The organism is Mycolicibacterium neoaurum (assembly GCF_036946495.1).
GTDB lineage: Bacteria > Actinomycetota > Actinomycetes > Mycobacteriales > Mycobacteriaceae > Mycobacterium > Mycobacterium neoaurum_B.
Window position 1 is genome coordinate 304,451 of the sequence record NZ_JAQIIX010000002.1, and the last position, 24,635, is coordinate 329,085.

A 24,635-nucleotide genomic window follows, 5' to 3' on the forward strand; every position below is an offset into this window, starting at 1 on the left:
CGAAGACCGAATACTCCGAACGGCGATTACAGCACTCCGCCGCGTCCGGTCGACGTGACCGGACTCGTTCCTGACCTCGCGCGGTTCGCTCGCCCCGCAACCCGACTGCATCCCCGCCCCGCAGCGCCGACGGCACAACAGAATTCGATAGGCGGCCCGATGCTGTGGCCATGCGCGGAGCCATGGCCGACGTGCACAACCCCCTACTTCCACTGGGATCTCGACACCCTCGGGTCCGCGCCCGACGAGCAGCACCCACACACTGGCCCCAACTCCCTGATTCCCGTGTTACAGCTGTTCGCCTCGGACGCACCGACCATTCGTTTTCCCGACGGCGCCGACCTGCTGCAATTGCTCTGGTGTCCGGTGATCCATGCGCACTTGCCCGGCCAGCCCGACGCCTATGCTCCCGCGGTCACGCTCCTGTGGCGCAACTCGGCGGCGCTGTCCGCTGTCGCAGCCACTCCGGCACCACCCGTCGATTTCGAACCAGAATGCACACCTCGCCCGTGTGCACTGCATCCCGAGGTGGTGCCCGAGTATCCGCTGGACCTCCCAGACGCGCTGTGGGATCGGATAGGGACGATAGACGACGCAGGATGGGGACTCGATCTGAACTATGCAGACGACTTGTCGGTGGCACCGGGTTGCAAGGTAGGTGGCTGGCCGAAGTGGCACGCCATGGATCCATATGCCATGCCGTGCCCGGACTGCGGTACCCCTCGTGAGCTTCTCGTCTGCCTCGACACCTACGAACGAGGACATGGCGCAAGGACGTGGAGCGTTCAAGATGGTCTCGGATCGGACATCGACTCGGACCAACCGACGGGGTTGGTGGTCGGCCGCGGCGGTGATGTGCAGATCTTCAGCTGCGCCGAAGATCCCCGCCATCCGATTCACGTTCTTGTGCAGGGATGAGCGCCCCAACCGATTTGGTTCGCGAAGGTGCCGACTTGCCAACGGAGTCGACGAATTCACTCACTGGTGCGCGAGGGGGGACTCGAACCCCCACGTCCGAAGACAATGGCACCTAAAGCCATCACGTATGCCAATTTCGTCACTCGCGCTCTGACGGTCAGACTACCGCCTCCCGTCCGAACGATGTTGTCAGAGGTCTGCCCTAGCGTCGGTGTCAACGAGGGAGGTCTCGACGATGCACACGCAGGACGACTTCACACGAGTCAGACGGCTCATCGATGCGGGCTTGAACGACTGTGCGATCTCCAGACAGACCGGCATCCCCCGTCGCACCGTATGCGACTGGCGCCGCGGCAAGAGCGCGGTGATGCCGCGGTCGACGTGCCGCTACCACGACTACAGCGTGCTTCCGTCCGATGCGTACAGCTATCTGTTGGGGTTGTATCTGGGCGACGGCTACATCAACCGTTCCCGTTACCTGTTCCGGCTGCGGGTGACCCTCGACAAAAAGTATCCGGGGATCATCGAGGGTTGCCGGGACGCGATCGACAAGATCATGCTCGGCCAGCATGCGACGGTGTTTCCTCGGGTCACCGGCTGCGTCGATGTATCGCTGTACTCGAAGCACTGGCCGTGCATCTTCCCGCAGCACGGACCCGGGCCGAAACACCTTCGTCCGATCGTCCTGGAGCCGTGGCAACAGGCCCATGTCGACGCCGCCACCGAGGAGTTCGTCCGTGGCCTCATCCACAGCGACGGGTGTCGGGTGGTCGCCAACGATCGCGGGGTCGCCAGCATCCGCTATCACTTCACCAACCACTCGACCGATATCCGTAACCTCTTCTGCGCGGCCCTCGATCGGCTCGGCATCCCGTGGACCCAGAACAGTCGCTACGTCATCGCCGAGCCGAACCCCGGGTCGCTGCGCTCCTGCCCGCCGATCCATCGCAAGGCGGCGACGGCACGACTCGACCAGTTCATCGGGCCCAAGACCTGAAATCGACGGGCGGTAAAGTTGAGCTATGTCCACTACACGACGTAGGAGACCGGCGCTCATCGCGCTGGCCACCGTCGGTGCCACCGGCTGCATGCTGTTGGCCTGGTGGCAGTGGACCCGCTACGAATCGAACTCGGGCACCTTCCTGAATCTGGGATACGCCCTGCAGTGGCCGATGTTCGCCGCGTTCTGCGTCTACGCGTACTACAAGTTTGTCAGGCTGGAGGACGCGCCGCCGACCTACGACGAGCCCGCGGACACCAGCCGGGCCACCGAGATCCCGGCCGGCCTGCTCCCCGAGCGGCCGGCCGCCGCGTCGACCGTCGAGGACGACCCCACCCTTCGCGAATACAACGCCTACCTGGCCGAGTTGGCCAAAGCGGACACCCCCGAGGACAGGAACACCAGATGAGCACTCCCGAAAGCCAGGAAACCCAGACCCCCGCTGTTCCACTGCCCTCGATCCAGAAGGCGCTGGCCAGCTATCGGGTACTGGCGTGGGCGACGGGCCTGTGGCTCATCGCGTTGTGCTACGAGATGGTCATGAAGTACGGCTTCAACGACGACTCGCTGAGCTGGATCGCGGTCGTGCACGGCTGGGTGTACTTCGCCTACCTGATCGCCACGGCGAACCTGGCCGTCAAGGTGCGCTGGCCGTTGGGCCGCACGCTCGGCACCCTGATCTCGGGCACTGTGCCCGTATTGGGCCTCATCGTCGAGCACTTCCAGACCCAAGACGTGAAGAAGCGGTTCGCTCTGTAACCGCCGTCGGGCGCACCGCGGGTATCAGCAGCGCGCCCACCGCAGACACGGCCGAGACCGCGGCGGCGACGATCAGCGCCGCCCGGAAACCGTCGAGCGTCGGCACCTCGTGACCGCCGGCCGTCATGGTCATCCCCGCCAGGATCGCGCCGATCACCGCGCTGGAGATCGAGGTGCCCAACGAGCGCGCCAGTGCGTTGAGACCGTTGGCCGCGGCGGTCTCCGACAGCGGCACCGCGGCGTTGATCAAGGCAGGCATCGATGCGTAGGCAAATCCCACCCCGACGCTCACCAGGACGTTGAGCACCAGCACCTGCGGGCCGCCGCCCAGGAGCCACAACCCGGCCAGGTACGAACCGGCGATCACCACGCATCCGACGCACAGCGTGAACCTCGGACCGCGGGCTCCGGCCACCCGCGCCGCGAACGGGGCCACGAGCATCATCGCGATCCCACCCGGGGCCATCCACAGCCCGGCCTCCAACATCGACATACCCAACCCGTAACCGGTCTCGGCAGGCAGCTCGAGCACCTGCGGAGCGATCAGTGAGAGCGCGAACATCGCGAAGCCGACCCCGACCGAGGCGATATTGGTGATCAGCACCGGCGGGCGCACCGAGGTCCGCAGGTCCACGACCGGCGAATCGAACCGCAGCTGCCAGGCGACGAAGATTGCACAGACAACGAGCGAGCTGCCGAACATCCCGATCGTCACACCGGAGGTCCAGCCCCAGTCGCGACCCTTGGTGATACCGAGCAGCAGGGTCACCAGTCCCGCCGCAAGCAGGAGCGCGCCCAGCGGGTCGAGGCGGTCGGTCGAACTGGCAGGCACCGCGGGCACCAGCGTGGCGAAGAGCACCAGCAGCACGACTCCGATGGCCGCGGCGAACCAGAACAGCGCATGCCAGGAGAGGTGCTGGGCGATCGCCGCCGACAGCGGCAGCCCGAGTGCGCCGCCGACTCCGAGGGACGAACTCATCAAGCCCATGGCGCTACCGACCCGCTCGGCGGGTACGGAAGCCCGCAGCACGCTGATGCCCAGCGGGATGATGGGGATGCCCAGGCCCTGCATTCCGCGACCGACCACGAACGGGATGAGCGTGGTGCTCGCCGCGGCGATCACCGAGCCGGCGATCAACACCGTCGCGCAGGCGATCAGAATGCGTTTCGGACCGTACAGATCACCGAGCCTGCCGAACACCGGAGTGGCCACGGCCGCGGTGAGCAGGGTCGATGTGATCGCCCACGATGCGTCAGAAGCGCTGGTGTCGAGCAACTTTGGCAGTTCGGGTATCAGCGGGATGAGCAGTGTCTGCATCAACGAGACGCTGATCCCGGCGGCACACAGCACCGCGATCAGCACACCGGGATGAGCCGCCGAAACTATTCGGAAAGGCCGCCGCTGATCGACTGACACCACGCCCGGGAGCATTACACGTTAGCTGCGCTATACAAAATCCCGGCCGCGGTTTGCTCCGGCCCCGCCGGCGGTCAGGCCAGTGCGCGCAACTGCGGCACCAACAACGTCAAAGCTCGGCCACGATGCGAAGCGGCATCCTTCTCGGCCGCGGACAGCTCCGCCGCCGACCGCTCGGAGTCGGCGGGCACGAAGATCGGGTCATATCCGAAGCCGCCGTCGCCGCGCGGCTCCCGGGCGACGGTTCCTGCCCATTCACCGCGTACGACGGTCTCCCCCGCCGCGGAGACGAGCGCACACGCCGAGACGAAGGCCGCACCGCGCCGGTCGTCGGGCACATCGCGCAACTGTCCGAGCAACAGCTCGAGGTTGGCGCGGTCGTCACCGTGCACACCGGACCACCGCGCCGACAGCACCCCGGGCATCCCGTTGAGCGCGTCGACGGCCAGCCCCGAATCGTCGGCCACCGAGGGCAACCCGGTGGCGGCGAACGCATCGCGGGCCTTGGCCAGTGCGTTCTCCTCGAAGGTCGCACCGGTCTCGGGTGCCTCGTCGAATTCGCGGACCTCGGACAGCGATACCAATTCCACGCCGTCGATTCCGGCCGCGTCGAGTACCCGGCGGAGCTCGGTCAGCTTCTTGGCGTTGCGCGAGGCAACCAGTAACCGGCTCAGCTTCCGAACACCTTCTTGGACGGACCGCTGGGCTCGGGCAGCACGCCGGGATAGGGCAGCTCCAGTGCCGCCCGCTGGATGGCGAACAGCTCCTCGCATCCGGCGAGCGCGACATCCAGCATCTTGTCCAGCGTCGTGCGCGGGAAGGTGGCGCCCTCACCGGTGCCCTGGATCTCCACCAGGGTTCCGGTGTCGGTGGCGACGACGTTCATATCGACCTCGGCGCGCGAATCCTCGGTGTAGGGCAGGTCCAACCGGACCCGGCCGTCGACCACACCCACCGACACCGCGGCGATGGCACAGGACAGCGGGCGCGGGTCGGACAACTTGTCGGCCGCGGCCAGGTAGGTCACGGCATCGGAGAGCGCGACGTAGGCGCCGGTGATCGCGGCGGTGCGGGTACCGCCGTCGGCCTGCAGCACATCGCAGTCGATGGCGATGGTGTTCTCACCGAGCGCACCGAGGTCGATGCACGCCCGCAGCGACCGGCCGACCAGCCGGCTGATCTCCTGGGTGCGCCCGCCGACCTTGCCCTTCACCGACTCGCGGCCCGAACGCTCATGAGTGGCCGCCGGCAACATCGCGTACTCGGCGGTCAGCCAGCCCTGTCCGGACCCCTTGCGCCAGCGCGGCACACCCTCGGTCACCGAGGCCGTGCACATGACGCGGGTCTGGCCGAATTCGACCAGTACGGAGCCCGCCGGATGGGAGGTGAAACCGCGGGTGATGACCACTGGCCTCAGCTCGTCGTCAAGCCGGCCGTCTTCTCGTCTGGACACCGTGCAACCCTAACGCGACGGCCCGACGGGAAGCTCAGTGGCGGGTCACGTCGATGACCTCGCCACACACCACCGCATGCACCGGGCCGTCGAACTCGGCCTTGGCCTCGCTGATGACGTCCTCGCGAGACGTCCACGGCGGGATGTGGGTCAGCAGCAGTTTCCCGACTCCGGCACGGGCGGCGATCTGGCCGGCCTCGGTACCCGACAGGTGCAGATTGGGCGGCCGCTCGGGGGAATGGGTCCAGGACGCCTCGCACAGGAACACGTCGACACCACGCGCCAGTTCGACCACCGCATCGCAGATGCCGGTGTCGCCGCTGTAGGCGAAGGTGACGCCATCGCGATCGGTGAAGCGCATGCCGTAGGACTCGGTGGGGTGACACACCAGCCGCGGTTCGACCGTCAGGGCTCCGAGCCGCACCTCTTGACCGTCGACCCAGGGCTGGACGTCGAAAATATCGGAGACATCATCGATCTCGCCGCCCTCGGGCGAGGATGCCGCGCCGAGCCGCTCCCAGGTATGCGAAGGACCGAACAACATGGCCCTCCCCTTGGGCGGGGACGGGTGGTACCGGCGCCACACGAACAGGCCGGGCAGATCCAGGCAGTGATCGGCGTGCAGATGCGACAGCAGGACGTTCACCGATCCGGGGTCGGCGTACCGCTGCAGCGCGCCGAGCACCCCGCCGCCGAAGTCCAGGACCATGGGCGCGGTGTCGGGCTCGGTCAGCAGATATCCGGACGCGGGCGAATCGGGGCCGACAACACTGCCGGAACAACCCAGTACGGTGATTCGCACAGCACTAGCTTGCCACGTCGGTCAGCGGCGCGACGAAAGCACGACCGCATTCAGCGACAAGATTCATTTTGTGTCCGCACCGTGATGCACGACATGGCCCGCGGGCCGGGTCAGGAGCGCAACGCTGCCGGACCCGTGCGCGTGGTGCGGGCCTTGCGCTCCGGGCCGGACAGCACATAGGCGGCGATCAGCCCGGCGATCGCGCCGGACAGATGTCCCTGCCAGGACACCCCCGGCGCACCGGGTAGCACCCCGAACAGGATGCCTCCGTACACCAGCGCGACGGTCACCCCGACGACGATCTCCCAGGCCTTGCGGGTGAAGAATCCGAACACGATCAGAAACGTCAGCCAGCCGAAGATCAGCCCGGACGCGCCGATGTGATTGGTGGTGCACTGCACCCCCACATACGGACAGTGCGCACCGATGTTGCCGATCAGCCAGGTGCCGAACCCGCCGAGCAACCAGATGATGGCGGTGGCGCCGAGGAACCGCCCCATGCCGGCCAGCGTCATCAGGAAGCCGAGCACCAGCGCGGGCACGGTGTTGGCGATCAGATGGGGCCACCCGCCGTGCAACAGCGGCGCCCACAGGATGCCCCACAGCCCGTCGGTCTCCAGCGGGCGAATCCCGTCCTGGTCGAGACGATGGCCGAGAACGGTGTCGATGATCTCCATCACGTACAGCAGCGCCACGAAACCGACGATCGTGAGCCCGCCGACCACCCAGGCCGGCCGATTCTTCGGCGCCCGGGTGTCGGGTAGATTCATGCCCACTCGCTCATGCCCAGAGTTGCCCTTCCAGTGCGTCTTCCGCATCGTCCAGGCTACCGGCGTAGGCACCGGTGGACAGATACTTCCATCCGGCGTCACAGATGGTGAAAGCGATATCGGCGCGCTCGCCGGCCTTGATGGCTTTGGCACCCATACCGAGAGCGGCGTGCAGGATGGCGCCCGAGGAGATGCCCGCGAAGATGCCCTCCACCTGGACCAGCTCACGGGTGCGCTTGACCGCGTCGAAGGCGCCGACCGAGTAGCGGGTGGTCAGGATCTCCGGGTCGTAGAGCTCGGGGACGAAGCCCTCGTCGATATTGCGCAGCGCATAGACGCCTTCGCCGTAGCGCGGTTCGGCGGCCACGATCTGCACCCCGGGCACCTGCTCACGCAGGAACCGACCGGTGCCCATCAGGGTGCCGGTGGTGCCGAGACCACCGACGAAATGCGTGATCTCGGGCAGATCGGCAAGCAACTCCGGACCGGTGGTCTCGTAGTGCGCGGCGGCATTGGCCGGGTTGCCGTATTGGTAGAGCATCACCCACGAGGGATTCTGTGCGGCAAGCTCTTTGGCGTGCGCGACGGCGGTGTTCGAACCGCCCTCGGCGGGCGAGAAGATGATCTTCGCACCATAGAGCTCCAGGAGTTGGCGTCGCTCGATCGACGTGTTCTCCGGCATCACGCAGATCATCCGGTAGCCCTTGAGCAGCGCCGCCATGGCAAGGGAGATTCCGGTATTGCCACTTGTGGGTTCCAGCAGTGTGTCCCCCGGACTGATCAGCCCGTCACGTTCGGCCTGTTCGATCATCCGCAGCGCAGGGCGGTCCTTGATCGACCCGGTGGGATTGCGGTCCTCCAACTTGGCCCACAACCGCACATGCGGTCCGTCGGCGCCGTCCTCCCAGCGCGGTGACAGCCGCTGCAAGCCGACCAGCGGGGTGTTCCCCAGGGCGTGCAGCAGCGAGTCGTAACGCACGCCTAGCCGCCCGCGACAGCGGGCAGGATCGTCACCGAGTCGCCGTTGCCGATCGCGGTGTCCAGGCCACCGGAGAACCGGACGTCCTCGTCGTTGACATAGATGTTGACGAAGCGGTGCAACTTGCCTGCATTGTCGGAGTCGATCAGACGCTCCGATATGCCCGGGTAGTTGGACTCCAGATCGGCGATGACGGCCTGCAGGGTCTCACCGTTGGCTTCGACACGCTTCTCCCCACCGGTGTGGGTGCGCAGGATGGTCGGGATGGACACGGTTACGGACACGGTGGCCTCTCTCAGGATTCGTAGTTCTCGACGATGCTGACTGGTTCTTCGGTGACAACGCCATCGAGGATGCGGTAGCTGCGCAGTTCGTGCGTTTGTGGATCACGCGTCGAGACCAGGACATAGTGCGCGTCCGGTTCGGAGGCGAAGGAGATGTCGGTACGACTCGGGTAGGCCTCGGTCGCGGTGTGCGAGTGGTAGATGACGACCGGGACCTCGTCGTTGTCATCCATCTGGCGCCACACCTTGAGCTGTTCACCGGAATCGAACCGGTAGAAGGTCGGGGACCGCTCGGCGTTGACCATCGGGATGAAACGCTGCGGGCGATCCGAACCCTCCGGCCCGGCGACCACGCCGCAGGCTTCGTCGGGATGGTCGGCGCGCGCGTGGGCCACCATGGCGTCCACCAGGTCGGCGCGGATCACCAGCACGTCAGGACTCCGTCTCTCTTGCAGATGCGAACGCTCCGGGCAACAGGCCACGGTAGGTCGGTATTCCGGCGACCGACTCGGCGGCCAGCACGCCGACCAGGACGGCACGCGCCAGACAGTCGGCCGCGGCCGCCCCCAACGCGGTGACCAGCGCGGTCTCCGGGGACATCGCGACGGGCACCTTCTCCGAGGGCGGAACCTGCACCGCACCGGTGGCCAGCGCGAAGACGGTGTCGCCGTCGACCGGGGTGTGGGCCGGCCTGATGGCATGCGCCAGCCCGTCCTGGGCGGCGATGGCCAGCCGACGGCATCCCGCAGGGCTCAACGCGGCATCGGTGGCCACGACGGCGATGGTGGTGTTCAACGGGCTGCTCTTGGTGTTCAGGGCCGCGAACTCGGCGATCTGTTCCTCCGGCGGGGCGCTCAGGCCGAAGAGCGCGGTCAGATCCGACATCCAGGGCAGCCCGGTGGCCGGATCGATGACATTGCCGCCGGAGTTGACCGTGACGATGGCCCCGACGCTCACGCCCAGGTCGGGCAGCCCGATCGAGGCGGTGCCCAGTCCGCCCTTGAGCACGCCGGCGCGCGCACCGGCACCGGCGCCGACGTTTCCCACCGCGACCCGGTCGCCGGCATCGGCCGCGGATTTCACGGCGGCGTAACCGAATTCGGCGGTGGGCCGGCATCCCCAACCGCCGACCGGCAGGTCGAAGATGACCGCGCCCGGCACGATCGGCACCACGCCGCCGTCCATCGCGACACCGCGGCCCTGTTCCTCCAGCCAGGTCATCACGCCGTCTGCGGCGGCCAACCCGTAGGCGCTGCCGCCGGTGAGCACCACCGCGTCGACGTGTCGCACGCTGTTGGCCGGGTCCAGCAGATCGGTCTCGCGGCTCCCCGGCGCGCCACCGCGACAGTCGACCGCACCTACCGTGCCGGCCGGCGCCAGCACCACGGTGCTGCCCGCAGCCCAGCCCGACCCCAGGGTGACATCGTCGTCGATGCGGTGATGATGCCCGACGCGGATTCCTGCGATATCGGTGATGGCGCCGAACTCGGTCATCGACTCTGTCCCATGAGCCCGAGCACCAGATACTCCTGCAGTACGGTCAGCCACTGGTACACGTCCAGATGCCCGGCCATCGGGTGCCCGACCGGCAGTTGGTCCAACCCGCCGGGGCCGATCTCGAGCATGGAGCCCAGCGCCAACCGCACATCGTTGACCGCCGACGCCCACGCCTGCGCATCGTCCTCGGACAGCTCGAATTTTCCGCCGCCCTCCGGCAACGTCTCCAAGAGGCGTTGCGCGGCTTTCCTTTTCGCAGCGATGATGGTCGGCTCATGCAGGCTGCGCAGCGCGCTGTTGAGACTGTCGGCCGCCGACGAGCCCGCCGGATGCTCGGTGCGGGCCCGGTAGAAATCGGGCAGCAGCCGCTTCATCGTCTCGTCCTCAGGGGGCGTCGAGTGCCCGGTCTTGATCCCGGTCAGGTCGCTGAGTTCGTCGGTCGGAGCGGCGGATTCACGCTCGTCGAGCATCCCGGTGAGCGAGGCGACCAGATTGCGCAGCAGATCTGCTTCGTGCGGGGCCAGCGAAGACCGGAACCGCGGGCCGTCGGCGCCCTCGAGGCGTTTCCATTTGCGCACCGGTCAGCGGTCCTGCTGCATGGTCGCCCACAGGCCCGCCGAGTGCAGCTTGGTGACGTCGACCTCCATCGACTCCCGGCTGCCGGAGGACACCACGGCCTTGCCCTCGGTGTGCACCTGCATCATCAATTTGGTGGCATGCGGTTCGGAGTAGCCGAACAGCTTCTGGAACACGTAGGTCACATACGACATCAGGTTCACCGGGTCGTCCCACACGATCGTCACCCAGGGGCTGTCGGTCGCATCGCGACTCTCGGTGGCCTCGTCCTCACGGGTACCCGGCCGAGTCCGCGCTGGGGTAACCATGCCCGACAGACTACCGGGGTGGCACTTCCCGCCCGAATCGGAACCGGACCGATACGGTTGGGGACGTGAACGACCCCGTGAGCACCGCGCTGCTGACCGACAAGTACGAGCTGACGATGCTCGCCGCGGCACTGCGCGACGGGTCGGCGCACCGGCGCTGCACGTTCGAGGTGTTTGCCCGCCGGCTGCCGGACGGCCGCCGATACGGCGTGGTAGCCGGCACCGGACGCCTGGTGGATGCGCTGGCGCACTTCACCTTCGATGCGGACACCTTGGACACCGTCACCGATTTTCTCGACGAACGGACCCGCGAGTTCCTGGCCGGCTTCCGATTCGGCGGTGATATCGACGGATACCCCGAGGGCGAGCTGTACTTCCCGAACTCGCCGGTGCTCTCGGTGCATGGCAGTTTCGCCGAATGCGTCATCCTCGAGACGCTGGCGCTTTCGGTGCTCAACCACGATTGTGCGATCGCCTCGGCTGCCGCCCGGATGGTCTCCGCGGCGGCCGGCCGCCAACTGATCGAGATGGGGTCGCGGCGCACCCACGAGCAGGCCGCGGTCGCCGCGGCGCGTGCGGCGTGGATCGCCGGCTTCGACGGCAGCTCCAACCTGGCCGCCCAGCACCGCTACGGCGTACCCGCGCTGGGCACCAGCGCTCACGCTTTCACCCTGCTACACACCGGCCCGGAGGGCACCGCCGACCGCACCGCACAGGACGCATCGGAACGCATCGCCTTCGCCGCACAGGTCGATGCCCTCGGCGTGGGCACCACCTTGCTGGTGGACACCTATGACATCACCGCAGGGGTGGCCAATGCCATCGCGGTGGCCGGACCCGAACTCGGAGCCGTGCGCATCGACTCCGGCGACCTCGGCGTGGTGGCCGGGCAGGTCCGGCGCCAGCTCGACGAGCTGGGTGCCCGCAACACCCGCATCGTCGTCTCCGGCGACCTCGACGAGTTCGCCATCGCGGCATTGCGCGCCGAGCCGGTCGACAGTTACGGCGTCGGGACCTCACTGGTCACCGGCTCCGGCGCCCCCACCGCGGGGATGGTCTACAAGTTGGCCGAGGTCGACGGCATCCCGGTACAGAAGCGCAGCGCGCAGAAGGGTTCCCAGGGCGGGGCCAAGGAGTCCATGCGCGTGGCCAAACCGTCGGGGACCATCACCGAGGAGCTGGTCTTCCCCGCAGGCCACCCACCGGCGGTCGAATCCGGGCTCACCGCACGACCGTTGAGCATTCCGCTGGTGCGCGCCGGTGAGCCGGTCGACACGCCCGATCTCGATGCGGCGCGCACGCTGATGGCCGCCGGGCTCACCAGTCTGCCCTGGGACGGACTGAAGCTCTCGCGGGGTGAACCCGCCGTCGCCACCCGCGTGGTTCCCGCCAGGTGACCGCCACCGCCACCGTCACCGACCTGCTGGCCACCGCGGTCGACTCCCTGGGCGGCACCCAGCGCGCCGGTCAGGTCGAGATGGCCCAGGCCGTCACAGAGGCGTTCGAAACCGGCAAGCACCTCGCCGTCCAGGCAGGCACCGGCACCGGCAAATCACTGGCCTATCTGGTCCCCTCGATCGCCCGCGCGGTATCGGCGGGGTCGCCGGTGGTGGTATCGACCGCAACCATCGCGCTGCAGCGTCAGCTCGTCGACCGTGACCTGCCGAGGCTGGCCGATGCGCTGGCCTCGCGGCTGCCCCGCAAACCGACCTTCGCGTTGCTCAAAGGCCGGGGAAACTATCTGTGCCTGAACAAGATCCACAACGGCTCCGCATCCGAAGGGGATGATCTGCCCCAGGAGGAATTGTTCGACGCGGTCGCCGCGACCGCGCTGGGACGCGATGTGCAGCGGCTCACAGCGTGGGCCTCGGACACCGAGACCGGTGACCGCGACGAGCTGTCCCCCGGTGTACCGGACCGATCGTGGAGCCAGGTCAGCGTGTCGGCCCGCGAATGCATCGGGGTGTCGCGCTGCCCCTACAGCGCCGACTGCTACTCGGAGAAGGCACGCGCCAAGGCAGGTACCGCCGACATCGTGGTCACCAACCATGCACTGCTGGCCATCGACGCCATCGCCGACGCCTCGGTGCTGCCCGAACACGAGATGCTGGTCGTCGACGAGGCCCACGAACTCGCCGACCGGGTGACCGGGGTGGCGACCGGTGAGCTGTCGGCCACGGCCTTGGGCGCCGCCCAACGACGGATAGGGCGACTGGTCGCCGATGAGCTCGTCGAGCGCTTCGAGGCGGCCGGGGCCAACCTGGCATCGATGATCCACGACGCAGAACCCGGGCGCATCGATCATCTCGACGACGAACTGGCCACCTACCTGACCGCGCTACGCGATGCGGCATTCGTGATCCGCTCGGCGATCGACACCACCCCATCGGACCCGCAGGCCGCCGCGGCGCGCACCGAGGCCGTCACCGCGGTCACCGAGATCGGCGATATCGCCGCGCGGATGTTGGATTCGTTCGGTCCCGCCATCCCCGACCGGGTGGATGTGGTGTGGCTGGATCACGAGGATAACAGCAGGGCCGCCGCGGGCAAGCGCGCGGTGCTGCGGGTCGCCCCGCTGTCGGTGTCGGGTCTGTTGCGCACCAGGCTGTTTGCCCGCGCCACCGCCGTGCTGACCTCGGCCACCCTGACCCTCGGCGGCAGCTTCGACGGCATGGCGGCCGCTTGGGGCCTCTCCGGCGGCGACCAGCCCGACCGATGGCGCGGGCTCGACGTCGGCTCGCCGTTCGACCATGCGAAGTCCGGAATCCTCTATGTGGCAAAGCATCTGCCGCCTCCTGGCCGCGATGGCACCGGATCGTCGGCGCAGCTCGACGAGATCGAAGCGCTGATCACCGCAGCCGGCGGCCGTACTCTCGGGCTGTTCTCGTCGATGCGCGCGGCCAAGGCCACTGCCGAGGTGATGGCCGAGCGGTTGTCGACCCCGGTGCTGTGTCAGGGCCAGGACACCACCGCGGCATTGGTCAAGCAGTTCGCCGACGACGAGCAGACCTCATTGTTCGGCACGCTGTCGTTGTGGCAGGGCGTCGACGTCCCCGGGCCGACCCTCTCGCTGGTGTTGATCGACCGGATCCCCTTCCCGCGGCCCGATGATCCGCTGCTGACCGCTCGGCAGCGTGCGATCGCCGCCCGCGGCGGCAACGGATTCATGGCGGTGGCAGCCAGCCATGCCGCATTGCTGTTGTCCCAGGGGGCGGGCCGATTGTTGCGCCGGATCGACGATCGCGGCGTCGTCGCGATCCTGGACTCCCGGATGGCAACCGCCCGCTACGGCGGATTCCTGCGCGCCTCGCTGCCGCCGTTCTGGGCCACCACCGACCCGGAACGGGTGCGGGCCGCGCTGATTCGCCTGCGCAACGGCTGATTGTCACTATTCTGCTACCCAGAAACGTGCCCCGCCCGGGCGCACCGGAAAGGCGGGGCAGATGCATTTCGCGACGACGGCGACAGGACGCAGACGCCTGCGACGGTTCCCGGCTGTAGCGCTGGCGCTGGGCACGGCGCTGATGGTCAGCGCATGCTCCGAACCGGTGCAGGGAAGTGCGGTGTCGGTGTTCGCCGACCCGTTCCGGGTGGCGGGGATGCCCGCCACCGACGGACCCACCGGGTTGCGCGATGACGCCACCGACCCCACCCGCGAGGTCAAGGACACCGACGGTGGCGATATCGACTTGCTCGCCGCCAGTTCGATCAGCGATATCGAACAGTTCTGGGAGCAGACCTACGGTGAAACGTTCGACGGTGAGTTCACCCCGGTGTCCGAGATCCTCTCCTGGGATTCAGACGGGTTCGACGGCGCCTTCTGCGGCGAGGACACCTACAACCTCGTCAATGCCGCGTACTGCGATGACGATCGCACCATCGGCTGGGACCGTGGGGTCCTGCTGCCGGCCCTGCGCAGCGCCAACGGCGATATGGCCGTCACGATGGTGTTGGCCCACGAGTACGGTCACGCGATCCAGGCACAGGCGGGCATCGTCTCGGACGACACCCCGACGCTGGTCTCCGAGCAGCAGGCCGATTGCCTTGCCGGCGTGTACATGCGGTGGGTTGCCGAGGACAACTCGCCGCGTTTCACACTGTCCACCGGTGACGGTCTGAACAGCCTGATGACGACGATGATCGGTTTCCGCGATCCGTTGATGACCGTCGATGACTCCGAGGCCGGTGAGGACGAACACGGTTCGGCGTTCGAACGGGTTTCGGCATTCCAGTTCGGGTTCACCGACGGTGCCGGTTCCTGCGCGGCGATGGATCCGGCCGAGATCGCGCAGCGCCGGGGCGACCTGCCGGTGCTGCTCCCCGAGGATCAATCCGGTGAACTCCAGGTCACCGCCGATTCGGTGCGTTCGGTCGTCGACGCGATGAACATCCTGTTCGATCCCGCCGAGCATCCGACCCTCACCTTCGATCGCCCCGACTGCCCCGATGCCGATTCCGACGCGCCGGCGACGTTCTGCCCAGCGACCAACACCATCTCGGTGGATCTGCCCGCGCTGGAGGTGCTGGGAGCCCAACCCGATGACGAGGATGAGAGCGCCGGACTGGCGACCGGCGACAACACCGCCTACTCGGTGGTGATCTCGCGGTACATGCAGTCGGTTCAGCAGCAGCACGGTGGCGTCGCGCTGAATACCGCGCAGGCAGCATTGCGCACCGCCTGCCTGACCGGGGTCGCGACGGCCAAACTCGTCAAGGAGGTCAACACCCCCGACGGCGACACGATTGCGCTCACCGCGGGCGATGTCGACGAGGCGGTATCGGGAATCCTGCTGAACGGATTGGTCGCCAGCGACGTCAACGGTGAGTCGGTGCCGTCCGGGTTCTCCCGTATCGACGCGTTCCGGGTCGGGGTGCTCGGCGATACCGACCGCTGTTTCAAGCGATTCGCCTAAACCGGCCGGCGCGTAACGGTTCTGGGTTGCGCGGACGCGCCGATCAGCTCAGCGGGATCCGCAACACGCTGCCCTGCTCGAGCGCCACCCACAGGGCGGTTCCTGCGGGTCCACGGTCCTCGATCGCCAGTCCATGCGGTTCACTGCCCGCGGGCAGGTCGATGGTGTCGTACTCACCGTCGGCATCGACGCGAGCGATCTGGTCGGCGCCCCACAGGGTGACCCACACCCCGCCGGTCGGGTCGGCCAGGACCGCATGGGGTTTGCCGGGAAGGTCCAGTTCCTGGATTGCCTCGTCGGTCGGGATCCGACCGATCTTGTCGGCCAGGATCTCGGTGAACCAGACCGCGTCGTCATGGGTGGCGGTGATCCCGACCGGACCCGCGGCACGGGTGGGCAATTCGCGGACGGTGAGCGCACCCGTAAGGTCGAGCCTGCCGATGGCACTGCGCTGATTCAGGGTGAACCACAACGCCCCGTCGGGCCCGGCGGTGATCATGGCGGGCATCCCACCGACGGGATGCTCGTCGATCCGCCCGTCGTCGGGATCGAGCCTGCCGATCGTGCCTGCGGTCATCGTGGTGAACCACAGCGCTCGGTCCGGTCCCACACACAGCCCGAAAGGTGCACTGCCGGAGGCGAGTTCGACGGCGCTCTGGGTACCGTCGGTCGCGATCCGGCCGATGCGATCGTCACCGCCGCGGGTGAACCACAGCGCGCCGTCGGGGCCGGTCACGATGATCTGGGGCCTGCTGTCGTCCCCGATGTCGAACACGGTGAGCTCGCCGTCGGGGGTGACCCTGGCGATCTGGCCGGAGTGTGCACACGTCACCCACATCGCGCCGTCCGGTCCTGCGGCCAACGCGTAGGGACCACCGTGGACCTCGACCTCAAGGATCTTGCTCATGCCAGCGTGACGAGGCCCAGTTCGTTGGTCCCCGCCAACAACCGGTGCCTGGGCAACACTCGCACCGTGTAGCCGACCGGTCCGGCCACCGGCAACGGCGTGGTGGTCGAGAAGATCTGCCGTCCGCCGTCGGCACCGCCGGTGTGCTCCATCGGAACGGTCACCGGGTCGCGCAGGTTGTCACCGCCGTCGACACGCCCCAGAACCGCCTGGACCGCAACCTCGTTCGGTTCCAGGCCGGCCAGGTCCACGGTGGCGGTCAGGGTCAGCTCGCTGCCGAGCAGCGGGGTATCGGGCAACCCGTAGCTGTCGACATCGGTGATCTGGACCTGCGGCCACTGCTGTTGCACCCGGGTGCGGTAGGCGGCGAGCTGCCGCGCCGCACCGAAGGGCACATCGTCACTATCGGGTTCCAGGGTGGCGCGCAGCGATTGTGCCGCCGGCGCGTAGTACTTCTCGGTGTAGTCACGCACCATCCGGGAGGCCAACACCTTGGGACCCAGCACCTGCAGGGTGTGGCGCACCATCTCGACCCAGCGCACCGGCACCCCGCGCTCATCGCGGTCGTAGAAACGCGGCGTCACCGAGGTCTCCAGCAGGTCGTAGAGGGCACCTGCCTCGATATCGTCGCGGCGGGTTTCATCGGCCAGACCGTCCGCGGTGGGGATCTCCCAGCCGTTCTCGCCGTCGTACCATTCGTCCCACCAGCCGTCGCGGACGGACAGGTTCAGCCCACCGTTGAGCGCGCTCTTCATGCCCGACGTGCCGCACGCCTCCAGCGGGCGCAGCGGATTGTTCAGCCAGACATCGCAACCCCAGTACAAGAGCCGGGCCATCGACATGTCGTAGTCGGGCAGGAACGCGATCCGATGGCGCACCTCGTGTCGGTCGGCAAAGCGCACGATCTGCTGGATCAGCGACTTACCGCCGTCGTCGGCGGGATGGGATTTGCCCGCGACGATCAGCTGGACGGGACGGTCGGCATCGAGCAGCAATCGCTCCAGGCGCTGCGGGTCGCGCAACATCAGCGTCAGCCGTTTGTAGGTGGGCACCCGTCGGGCGAATCCGACGGTCAGCACCTCCGGGTCGAAAGCCGAAGCAATCCAACCCAATTCGGCCTCCGATGCCCCGCGCTCCAGCCATGATCGGCGCAGCCTGGCCCGGACGTCGTCGATCAGCTGCGATCGCAGTTGCGAACGGATCCACCACAGGTGGCCGGGATCCACCTGCTGCAGCCGTTGCCAGGTTTCGGCCTCGCTGAGCGAACCCAGATCCTCCCCGATGAGTTCACGCGCCAGGTCCACCCACTGCGGCGCCGCCCAGGTCGGTGCATGCACGCCATTGGTGATGGAACCGATCGGTACCTCGGCCGGGTCGAAACCGGGCCACAGCCCGTTGAACATCTCCCGGCTCACCTCGCCGTGCAACAGGGACACACCATTGGCGCGCTGAGCCAACCGCAGGCCCATATGGGCCATATTGAATTTCTCCGGATCCTCCTCGGCACCGAACGCGATGACCCGCTCCAGCGGCACTCCGGGCAGCAACCGGGAGTTCAGGTCCGCTCCGCCGAAGTAGCGGCGCACCATGTCCACCGGGAACCGGTCGATACCGGCCGGGACGGGCGTGTGCGTGGTGAACACCGTGGAGGACCGCACCACGGTCAGCGCGGTGTCGAAGTCCAGCCCCGCCTCGATCAGCTCACGGATCCGCTCGACCCCGAGGAATCCGGCGTGCCCCTCGTTCATGTGGAACACCTCGGGTGCGGGCAGACCCTCGACCTCGGTGTAGGCCCGGATGGCGCGGACACCGCCGATACCGGCGAGCAGTTCCTGTTTGATCCGGTGCTCCTGGTCGCCGCCGTACAGCCGATCGGTCACCCCGCGCAGATCGTGTTCGTTCTCGCCGATATCCGAATCGAGCAGCAGCAGCGGAACACGCCCCACCTGGGCGATGAGCACCTGTGCGTACAGGCGGGCCCCGTCGGGCATCGCCAGGTCGATCAGCACCGGTTGCCCGGCGTGGTCGGTCAAAAGCCGCAGCGGCAGGCCTTGCGGGTCCAGCGACGGATAGTTCTCGTGTTGCCAGCCATCGGCGGTCAGCGACTGCCGGAAGTATCCGGACCGGTAGTACAGGCCCACCGCGATCAACGGAAGGCCCAGGTCGGACGCGGACTTGAGATGGTCGCCGGCCAGGATGCCCAGGCCGCCGGAGTAGTTGGGCAGCACCTCGGCGACGCCGAACTCCATCGAGAAGTAGGCGATCCCGTTGGGAAACTCCCGGCCGTCGGCGATCTGATCCTGATACCACATGGGCCGGCTCAGGTAGTTGTCCAGATCGTCGGCGCACGCGTCGACCTGCCGGGTGAACTCCTCGTCGGTTGCCAGTTCATCGAGTCGCTGCGGGTTGACCTCACCGAGCAGTGCCACCGGATCCGCACCGACCCGCTCCCACAGTGACGGGTCGATCTCGGCGAACAACTTCTGCGTCGGCGTGTGCCAGGACCATCTCAGATTGACCGACAACCGCTCCAGCGCCGAAAGCCGCTCCGGAAGATGGGCTCGGACGGTGAATCGTCTCAGGGCTTTCACGTCGATTCACCTTACTGAAAATCGGCACGGTGGCAGGCAGCTTGGCCGTGAGCAGCCTCCCGACCGCACCGCCCGGAGTTTCGCCATCACGCGCAGCGATGTGTTCCTGACACTAGGTTGGGTACTCAAGGGTCGGTAACGAGCACGTCGCATCAGATAGCGGATCGAGACGGATCGCGGTCACCGAGACGGTCGACCGGATCAGTGAGGAGTTGGTGGGTGGCCGGTCGGATCGAGATCGACGATGTCGCGCCCGTACTGTCCGGTGGCCGATTCCCCGCGAAGGCGGTGGTCGGCGAGGTCGTGCCGATCAAGGCCACCGTGTGGCGTGAGGGCCATGATGCGGTGGCTGCAACGTTGGTGGTGCGCTACCACGGCACCGCGTATCCCCGATTGGTCGACGACCCGCCCGGCATTGCACCCGAGCCGCCCGCGCCGGTGACTCCCCCACGGATCAAGCCGCTCTTGCTGCCGATGAGCCCGGGACGTACGCCCGACGTACTGCACGGCCAATTCACCCCCGATCAGGTCGGCATGTGGACCTACCGCGTCGACGGCTGGGGAGATCCCATCGCGACATGGCGCAAGGGCATCATCGCCAAGCTCGACGCCGGTCAGGGCGAGGCCGAGCTCTCCAACGATCTGATCGTCGGCGCCCAACTGCTGGAACGCGCCGCGGCCGGGATGCCGCGTGAGCACCGGCAGCCGCTGTTCGACGCGGCCGGCGCGCTGCGCCAACCCGGTGATCCGTTCGTCCGGGCCGGCGCGGCGCTGTCCCCCGGCATCGCAGATCTGCTGCATCGCTTCCCGCTGCGCGAGCTGCTGACCCGGGGTCAGCAGTACGGCATCTGGGTCGACCGGCCGCTGGCCCGGTTCGGCGCCTGGTACGAGTTGTTCCCGCGGTCCACGGGCGGTTGGGACGACCAGGGCAGGCCCGTGCACGGCACCTTCGCCACCGCCGCTCGGGAATTGCCGCGGGTGGCCGGGATGGGGTTCGACGTCGTCTACCTCCCGCCTATCCACCCGATCGGCACCGTGCACCGCAAAGGTCGCAACAACACGGTCACCGCTTCGGATGGTGATGTCGGCTCGCCATGGGCGATCGGCAGCAGTGAGGGCGGTCACGATGCCGTGCACCCCGATCTGGGCACCATCTCCGATTTCGACGAATTCGTCGGTGCGGCACGGGATCAGGGCCTGGAGGTGGCACTGGACCTGGCCTTGCAGTGCGCACCGGACCACCCGTGGGCCCAGGCCCATCCGGAATGGTTCACGGTGCTGCCCGACGGCACCATCGCCTACGCGGAGAATCCTCCCAAGAAGTACCAGGACATCTACCCGCTGAACTTCGACAACGATCCGGCCGGGTTGTACGCCGAGGTGCTGCGGGTGGTCCGCTACTGGGTGTCGCACGGAGTGAAGATCTTCCGGGTCGACAACCCGCACACCAAGCCACCGAACTTCTGGGCCTGGCTGATCGGCAAGGTCAAGAACGACGATCCCGACGTGCTGTTCCTTGCCGAGGCGTTCACCCGGCCCGCACGACTGTTCGGTCTGGCGAAATTGGGCTTCACCCAGTCCTATTCGTACTTCACGTGGCGGACCGCCAAGTGGGAGTTGGTCGAGTACGGCCAACAGATCGCCGAGTACGCCGATATCGCGCGGCCCAACCTGTTCGTCAACACCCCGGACATCCTGCATGAGAGCCTGCAGCACGGTGGCCCCGGCATGTTCGCCATCCGCGCGGTGCTGGCCTCGACCTTCAGTTCGGTGTGGGGTGTCTACTCGGGTTACGAACTCTACGAACACCAGGCTGTCCGCGAGGGCAGCGAGGAGTACCTCGACTCGGAGAAGTACGAGTTGCGGCCGCGCGATTACGAGGCAGCGCTGGCATCGGGGAACTCCCTGGAGCCGTTCCTGAGTCGTCTCAACGAGATCCGGCGCCTGCATCCGGCTCTACAGCAACTGCGCACCATCAGGTTCCACCATGTCGACAACGACGCGCTACTGGCCTACAGCAAATTCGATCCGGTGACCGGTGACTGCGTACTGGTGGTGGTGACGCTCAACCCGTTCGGCCCCGAGGACGGCACCGTGTGGTTAGACATGGCGGCGCTGGGTATGGAGCCTTACGACCGGTTCTGGGTGCGCGACGAGATTACCGGCGAGGAATACCACTGGGGACAGAGCAACTACGTCCGCCTGGAACCCGGCCGGGCCGTCGCGCATGTGCTGAACATGCCGCTGATACCGCAGGACGCTCGACTGAACCTGCTGCGTAGGGAGTGAGAACACCGTGACCCGAACCAATCCCGTCTCCGACAGCCATCTGCGACCGTCCGATACGGATCTGGGCCGGCTCATCGCCGGAGAGCACCACGACCCGCATTCCATCCTCGGTGCGCACGAGTACGACGATCACACCGTCATCCGGGCATTGCGCCCGCATGCCGAATCGGTGACCGCGCTGATCGGCGGTCAGCGGCATCCGCTGACCCACGTCGACGCCGGTCTGTTCGCGGTGGCGGTGCCGATCACGAAGCTGATCGACTACCGCCTGGAGGTGCAGTACCCGAACGCGCCGGCGCTGACCGTCGCCGACGCGTACCGCTTCCTGCCGACGCTGGGCGAGATGGACCTGCACCTGTTCGCCGAGGGGCGCCACGAGCGGTTGTGGGAGGTCCTCGGTGCGCACCCGCGGACCTATGACACCCCCGACGGACCGGTCGAGGGTGTGTCGTTCGCCGTCTGGGCGCCAAATGCCAAGGGCGTGACGTTGATCGGCGAGTTCAACCTCTGGGGTGGCAACGAGGCTCCGCTGCGCAGCCTGGGCTCCTCAGGAGTGTGGGAGGTCTTCTGGCCCGGCTTCCCCGCCGACGGTCTCTACAAGTTCCGGGTACACGGGGCCGACGGATCGGTCGTTGACCGCGCAGACCCGATGGCGTTCGCCGCCGAGGTGCCGCCGCAGACCGCATCGAGGGTGACGGTCAGCGAGTACGAATGGAACGACCAGGACTGGATGTCCCAGCGTGCGCTGCAGAATCCGGTGTTCGAGCCGATGAGCACGCTGGAGGTGCACCTGCCGTCATGGCGTCCCGGACTGAGCTATCGCGAACTCGCGGTGGAACTCGTCGACTACGTCACCGAACAGGGTTTCACCCATGTCGAGATGCTGCCGGTGGCGGCTCACCCGTTCGGCGGTTCCTGGGGCTACCAGGTCACCTCGTACTACGCGCCGATGCCCCGCCTGGGCACCCCGGACGACCTGCGGTACCTGATCGACGCGCTGCATCAGGCCGGTATCGGTGTCATTGTCGACTGGGTGCCGGCCCACTTCCCGAAGGACGCCTGGGCGTTGGGCAGGTTCGACGGCACCCCGCTCTACGAACACTCCGACCCCCGCCGCGGTGAGCAACTCGACTGGGGCACCTACGTTTTCGACTTCGGGCGCGCCGAGGTGCGCAACTTCCTGGTGGCCAACGCGCTGTACTGGCTGCAGGAGTTCCACGTCGACGGTCTGCGGGTCGACGCGGTGGCCTCGATGCTCTATCTGGACTACTCACGCCCGGCCGACGGGTGGACCCCCAACGTCTATGGCGGCCGCGAGAACCTGGAGGCGGTGCAGTTCCTGCAGGAGATGAACGCCACCGTGCACAAGGTCTCCCCCGGCATCGTCACCATCGCCGAGGAGTCCACCTCGTGGCCCGGTGTCACCCGCCCGACCAACCTTGGCGGTCTGGGCTTTTCGATGAAGTGGAACATGGGCTGGATGAACGACACGCTGGAGTTCATCAAGCGTGACCCGATCCACCGCAGTTACCACCACCACGAGATCACGTTCTCGATGCTCTACGCCTTCAGCGAGAACTATGTACTCCCCATCAGTCATGACGAGGTGGTGCACGGCAAAGGCACCCTGTGGGGCCGGATGCCCGGCAACGACCACAACAAGGCGGCCGGGCTGCGGAGCCTATTGGCCTATCAGTGGGCACACCCCGGCAAGCAGCTGTTGTTCATGGGCCAGGAATTCGGTCAGCGGGCCGAGTGGTCCGAGGAACGCGGTGTGGACTGGTATCAGTTGTCGGAGAACAGCTTCTCCACCGGAATCTCCCAGCTCGTCACTGATATCAATGCTCTGTACCGCGACCGGCGGGCGCTGTGGTCGCGCGACACCGTGCCGGAGGGATACTCCTGGATCGACGCCAACGACTCGGCCAACAATGTGCTGAGCTTTCTGCGCTTCGGCGACGACGGCTCGATGTTGGCGTGCGTGTTCAACTTCTCCGGTAACGAGCACGCGCAGTATCGGTTGGGCCTGCCGAAGGCGGGTACATGGCGCGAGGTGCTCAACACCGACGCCACGGTCTACAACGGATCCGGAATCGGCAACCTGGGTGCGGTCGAGGCGACCGATGAGCCTTGGCATGGTCGGCCGGCCTCAGCGGTGATGGCGCTTCCGCCACTGTCGGCGCTGTGGTTCGAGCCTGAGAGCTGACCTGCCCGCGAGCAGACGGATATGCCCCCTATTTCCTGCGAAATAGGGGGCATATCCGTCTGCTCGGCTCGCTAGTAGAGCGCGTTGGCCAGCTTGCGGCGAGCGTCGATCACCTCGGGATCGGCCGCGTCGAAAAGCTCGAACAGCTCGATAAGTCGGGTGCGGGCGGCCGTGCGCTCATCGCCGGCGGTGCGTTTGATCAGTGCGATCAGCCGGTCGAACGCGGCGGTGACGTCCTGCTGCAGAATCTCGACATCGGCGGCGGCGAACGCGGCCTCGACATCCCCCGGCGCGGCATCGGCCAACGCCGGCGATTCCGGCGAGCGGGTGGTGGCGCGCTGCAGGAAGGTGATCTGGCGGACCGCACCGGCGGCCTCGGGGTCCTGCGGCTTGGCGGCAAGGATGTCCTGGTAAGCCGCCAGGGCTGCGTCGAACTCTCCGGCGTCGAGGTACGCGCGCGCCTGCTCCAAGGCCGGGTCCACCTCCTCGGCCTGTTCGGGCACCCCGCTGAGCTTCCCGGCGGTGGCGCTCAGCAGGGAATCGATCCACTGGCGCAGTTGGTCGGCGGGCTGCGGCCCCTGGAAGCTCGAGATCGGCTGGCCGCCGGCCAAAGCCACCACCGTCGGCACCGCCTGCACGCCGAACATCTGCGCAACCCGAGGGGTGGTGTCTACGTTGACCGTGGCCAGCGACCACTTACCCGCGTCGGACTGGGCCAGCGCTGCCAGCGTGTCGGCGAGCTGCACGCTGGTATCGCTGCGCGGTGTCCACAGCAGCACCACCACCGGGATCTCACCGGAGCGGACCAGCACCTCGGCTTCCAGGTTGGCCTCGGTCACCTCGACCGCGCCGGCCGGAGCGGCTGCAGCATCCTCGCGGCCCGGCGGGGGTGCCTTGAGTGCGGACAGATCGAATGCGCCGGCAAGCGCCGGTCCGATATTGGGGCGAGGTCGTGTCACGTCCCCA

23 protein-coding genes, 1 tRNA gene and 1 pseudogene are annotated in these 24,635 nt (G+C 67.3%); 10 read left to right on the forward strand and 15 right to left on the reverse strand.

Annotated features, from left to right (window positions below; all coding sequences use genetic code 11):
• Positions 1-159: 159 nt before the first annotated feature.
• Positions 160-918: a hypothetical protein gene (locus PGN27_RS06875; protein WP_335325491.1), complete on the forward strand. Its 759-nt coding sequence runs from the start codon at positions 160-162 to the stop codon at positions 916-918.
• A gap of 64 nt (positions 919-982) precedes the next feature.
• On the opposite strand, the gene PGN27_RS06880 is transcribed toward PGN27_RS06875, so the two are convergent.
• A tRNA-Leu gene (locus PGN27_RS06880) sits at positions 983-1,067 on the reverse strand.
• 86 nt (positions 1,068-1,153) lie between these two features.
• On the opposite strand from PGN27_RS06880, the gene PGN27_RS06885 reads away from it, so the two are divergent.
• Genes PGN27_RS06885 through PGN27_RS06895 form a run of 3 tightly spaced genes read left to right on the forward strand, consistent with a single transcriptional unit; the run spans position 1,154 to position 2,677 of the window.
• On the forward strand, positions 1,154-1,915 hold the full coding sequence (locus PGN27_RS06885) for a helix-turn-helix domain-containing protein (RefSeq protein ID WP_335325492.1): 762 nt from the start codon (positions 1,154-1,156) through the stop codon (positions 1,913-1,915).
• A 25-nt stretch (positions 1,916-1,940) separates the two neighbouring features.
• Positions 1,941-2,327: a hypothetical protein gene (locus PGN27_RS06890; protein ID WP_335325493.1), complete on the forward strand. Its 387-nt coding sequence runs from the start codon at positions 1,941-1,943 to the stop codon at positions 2,325-2,327.
• Positions 2,324-2,677 (forward strand): DUF3817 domain-containing protein, encoded by a 354-nt coding sequence (locus PGN27_RS06895; protein ID WP_335325494.1) that lies wholly within the window; start codon positions 2,324-2,326, stop codon positions 2,675-2,677. The genes PGN27_RS06890 and PGN27_RS06895 overlap by 4 nt, the downstream gene beginning before the upstream one ends.
• On the opposite strand, the gene PGN27_RS06900 is transcribed toward PGN27_RS06895, so the two are convergent.
• The 11 genes from PGN27_RS06900 to clpS form a co-directional block, all read right to left on the reverse strand.
• The gene (locus PGN27_RS06900) at positions 2,625-4,109 is read right to left on the reverse strand and encodes an MFS transporter (RefSeq protein ID WP_418888561.1); all 1,485 of its coding nucleotides are present in this window, start codon (positions 4,107-4,109) and stop codon (positions 2,625-2,627) included. The genes PGN27_RS06895 and PGN27_RS06900 overlap by 53 nt on opposite strands.
• 59 nt (positions 4,110-4,168) lie before the next feature.
• Complete coding sequence (rdgB, locus tag PGN27_RS06905) at positions 4,169-4,768, reverse strand: RdgB/HAM1 family non-canonical purine NTP pyrophosphatase (RefSeq protein WP_335328652.1); 600 nt, start codon at positions 4,766-4,768, stop codon at positions 4,169-4,171.
• Complete coding sequence (gene rph, locus PGN27_RS06910) at positions 4,765-5,547, reverse strand: ribonuclease PH (protein ID WP_030137277.1); 783 nt, start codon at positions 5,545-5,547, stop codon at positions 4,765-4,767. Before rph ends, rdgB begins: the two co-directional genes overlap by 4 nt.
• Before the next feature lie 34 nt (positions 5,548-5,581).
• Positions 5,582-6,349 (reverse strand): cyclic nucleotide-degrading phosphodiesterase, encoded by a 768-nt coding sequence (locus tag PGN27_RS06915; RefSeq protein ID WP_335325496.1) that lies wholly within the window; start codon positions 6,347-6,349, stop codon positions 5,582-5,584.
• A gap of 110 nt (positions 6,350-6,459) precedes the next feature.
• Entirely contained in the window at positions 6,460-7,119 is a 660-nt protein-coding gene (locus tag PGN27_RS06920) for a rhomboid family intramembrane serine protease (protein ID WP_335325497.1), read from the reverse strand.
• Between the two features lie 10 nt (positions 7,120-7,129).
• A complete protein-coding gene (locus tag PGN27_RS06925; RefSeq protein WP_335325498.1) occupies positions 7,130-8,098 on the reverse strand; it encodes a cysteine synthase in 969 nt (322 codons plus the stop codon).
• 2 nt (positions 8,099-8,100) lie between these two features.
• Complete coding sequence (locus tag PGN27_RS06930) at positions 8,101-8,382, reverse strand: MoaD/ThiS family protein (protein ID WP_335325499.1); 282 nt, start codon at positions 8,380-8,382, stop codon at positions 8,101-8,103.
• Positions 8,383-8,393: 11 nt separating this feature from the next.
• Positions 8,394-8,813 carry a M67 family metallopeptidase gene (locus tag PGN27_RS06935; RefSeq protein WP_335325500.1) on the reverse strand — a complete coding sequence of 140 codons (420 nt, stop codon included), beginning with the start codon at positions 8,811-8,813 and terminating at the stop codon, positions 8,394-8,396.
• A 1-nt stretch (position 8,814) separates the two neighbouring features.
• Positions 8,815-9,876 (reverse strand): P1 family peptidase, encoded by a 1,062-nt coding sequence (locus PGN27_RS06940; protein WP_335325501.1) that lies wholly within the window; start codon positions 9,874-9,876, stop codon positions 8,815-8,817.
• On the reverse strand, positions 9,873-10,457 hold the full coding sequence (gene aosR, locus PGN27_RS06945; protein WP_335325502.1) for an oxidative stress transcriptional regulator AosR: 585 nt from the start codon (positions 10,455-10,457) through the stop codon (positions 9,873-9,875). Before aosR ends, PGN27_RS06940 begins: the two co-directional genes overlap by 4 nt.
• Before the next feature lie 3 nt (positions 10,458-10,460).
• Positions 10,461-10,763 carry an ATP-dependent Clp protease adapter ClpS gene (gene clpS, locus PGN27_RS06950; RefSeq protein WP_023986089.1) on the reverse strand — a complete coding sequence of 101 codons (303 nt, stop codon included), beginning with the start codon at positions 10,761-10,763 and terminating at the stop codon, positions 10,461-10,463.
• Between the two features lie 65 nt (positions 10,764-10,828).
• Between clpS and PGN27_RS06955 the strand changes: the two genes are divergently transcribed.
• The 3 genes from PGN27_RS06955 (at position 10,829) to PGN27_RS06965 (ending at position 15,676) form a co-directional block, all read left to right on the forward strand.
• Entirely contained in the window at positions 10,829-12,160 is a 1,332-nt protein-coding gene (locus PGN27_RS06955) for a nicotinate phosphoribosyltransferase (protein WP_335325503.1), read from the forward strand.
• Complete coding sequence (locus PGN27_RS06960; RefSeq protein WP_335325504.1) at positions 12,157-14,145, forward strand: ATP-dependent DNA helicase; 1,989 nt, start codon at positions 12,157-12,159, stop codon at positions 14,143-14,145. The genes PGN27_RS06955 and PGN27_RS06960 overlap by 4 nt, the downstream gene beginning before the upstream one ends.
• Before the next feature lie 61 nt (positions 14,146-14,206).
• Positions 14,207-15,676, forward strand: a complete 1,470-nt coding sequence (locus PGN27_RS06965) for a neutral zinc metallopeptidase (RefSeq protein WP_335325505.1) — start codon at positions 14,207-14,209, stop codon at positions 15,674-15,676.
• 43 nt (positions 15,677-15,719) lie between these two features.
• On the opposite strand, the gene PGN27_RS06970 is transcribed toward PGN27_RS06965, so the two are convergent.
• Together PGN27_RS06970 and PGN27_RS06975 are read right to left on the reverse strand one after the other, a co-directional pair.
• The gene (locus PGN27_RS06970) at positions 15,720-16,583 is read right to left on the reverse strand and encodes a Vgb family protein (protein ID WP_335325506.1); all 864 of its coding nucleotides are present in this window, start codon (positions 16,581-16,583) and stop codon (positions 15,720-15,722) included.
• Entirely contained in the window at positions 16,580-19,174 is a 2,595-nt protein-coding gene (locus tag PGN27_RS06975; RefSeq protein ID WP_335325507.1) for a glycosyltransferase family 1 protein, read from the reverse strand. The genes PGN27_RS06970 and PGN27_RS06975 overlap by 4 nt, the downstream gene beginning before the upstream one ends.
• A gap of 219 nt (positions 19,175-19,393) precedes the next feature.
• On the opposite strand from PGN27_RS06975, the gene PGN27_RS06980 reads away from it, so the two are divergent.
• From PGN27_RS06980 to glgB, 3 genes and pseudogenes are all read left to right on the forward strand, one after another.
• Positions 19,394-21,463 (forward strand): alpha-1,4-glucan--maltose-1-phosphate maltosyltransferase, encoded by a 2,070-nt coding sequence (locus PGN27_RS06980; protein ID WP_335325508.1) that lies wholly within the window; start codon positions 19,394-19,396, stop codon positions 21,461-21,463.
• A 7-nt stretch (positions 21,464-21,470) separates the two neighbouring features.
• Positions 21,471-21,770: pseudogene (locus PGN27_RS25720) on the forward strand (GlgB N-terminal domain-containing protein); the annotation flags it as partial.
• 36 nt (positions 21,771-21,806) lie between these two features.
• The gene (gene glgB / locus PGN27_RS06985) at positions 21,807-23,669 is read left to right on the forward strand and encodes a 1,4-alpha-glucan branching protein GlgB (RefSeq protein ID WP_418888645.1); all 1,863 of its coding nucleotides are present in this window, start codon (positions 21,807-21,809) and stop codon (positions 23,667-23,669) included.
• Positions 23,670-23,740: 71 nt separating this feature from the next.
• On the opposite strand, the gene PGN27_RS06990 is transcribed toward glgB, so the two are convergent.
• Complete coding sequence (locus tag PGN27_RS06990; RefSeq protein ID WP_335325510.1) at positions 23,741-24,628, reverse strand: tetratricopeptide repeat protein; 888 nt, start codon at positions 24,626-24,628, stop codon at positions 23,741-23,743.
• Positions 24,629-24,635: the final 7 nt, after the last annotated feature.